Genomic DNA, 1,100 nt, shown 5'->3' with positions numbered 1-1,100 from the left:
CCACCCAGACTGCGGGCCAAGCGCCATGTCTCAGCCTTGTCGATCCACATCAAAGGCGTATGAACGACAAACCGAGTATCCATGCCGAGATTGAGGGCAAGTTGCATCGCCTTCATTGTGTCGTCCCGGCAATCGGGATAACCGGAATAATCGGTTTCACATACGCCCGTCACGATGTGCTTGGCGCCGCGCCGGTAGGCGACGGCAGCCGCAAAAGTCATGAAGAGCAAATTTCGTCCCGGCACAAAGGTGTTCGGAAGACCATTTGCCTGCATGGCGATTTCGACGTCGCGGGTGAGCGATGTCTCGCTTACCTGATTGAGCACAGCAACGTCGATCAGGTGGTCCCCGCCGAGTTTTCCCGCCCAATTTGGAAATCGTTCCCGGAACGCATTCAACAACACCGGTCGCACATCCAGTTCGACCCGATGCCTTTGGCGATAGTCGAAGCCGATCGTCTCGACATGTGCGAAGCGATCGAGCGCCCAGGCGAGGCACGTGGTTGAGTCTTGTCCCCCAGAAAACAAAACGATGGCGTCAGAGTCGTTCATGGCATGCTCCCGGTAAAAGCGTCAGCCCTCATATTCCGCCCAGCAGTCCGGCGTCTCGAAGACGACCACAGCGGTTGTTTGGGGAAGAATCGGCTTGACGCGGTCCCATATCCAGATCGCTATGTTCTCGGCGGTGGGGTTCTGCAGCCCTTCAATGTCGTTGAGGCAATAGTGATCAAGCCGTTTCAGCAAAGGCCCGAAGGCTGCCTCCACATCGAAGAAATCGACGACGAAGCCCGTGTCCGGGTCGACAGGACCGTCCAGCCGCAGTTCGATGCGATACGAATGCCCGTGCATGCGATGGCACCGGTGCGTCTCCGGCACGTTGGGCAGGCGATGCGCCGCTTCAAAGGTGAATGCCTGTGTGATTTTCATCGAATTCCTAGTTGTTTGTGTGTTTGAAGGCTGAGTTGCCAGCGAGGATTGGCCAAGCAGAATTCTACCGCTGCCTGAGTATTGGCTATGCGCGCAGGTCCATCCATTGGCTGGAGTAGGAAATGGTCGAATTCCAACGCCTCGAACCGCTCCGGTTCGGCGCCGGCCTGCGGG

At 57.5% G+C, this 1,100-nt stretch carries 2 protein-coding genes and 1 pseudogene; all 3 read right to left on the bottom strand.

The window, feature by feature from the left end; all coding sequences use genetic code 11:
* Positions 1-551, bottom strand: a 551-nt coding sequence (queC, locus tag EN780_RS34810; RefSeq protein ID WP_128276507.1) for a 7-cyano-7-deazaguanine synthase QueC, incomplete at its 3' end; no start/stop codon positions are given.
* Positions 552-572: 21 nt separating this feature from the next.
* Positions 573-926 carry a 6-carboxytetrahydropterin synthase QueD gene (gene queD, locus EN780_RS34805; RefSeq protein WP_128276506.1) on the bottom strand — a complete coding sequence of 118 codons (354 nt, stop codon included), beginning with the start codon at positions 924-926 and terminating at the stop codon, positions 573-575.
* Positions 923-1,100: pseudogene (locus EN780_RS41085) on the bottom strand (7-carboxy-7-deazaguanine synthase); the annotation flags it as partial. The pseudogene EN780_RS41085 and the gene queD, both read right to left, overlap by 4 nt.

Origin of the sequence: Mesorhizobium sp. M4B.F.Ca.ET.089.01.1.1 (assembly GCF_004022605.1) — a bacterium.
Taxonomy (GTDB): domain Bacteria; phylum Pseudomonadota; class Alphaproteobacteria; order Rhizobiales; family Rhizobiaceae; genus Mesorhizobium; species Mesorhizobium abyssinicae.
This window is presented reverse-complemented; position numbering and strand designations above follow the sequence as displayed.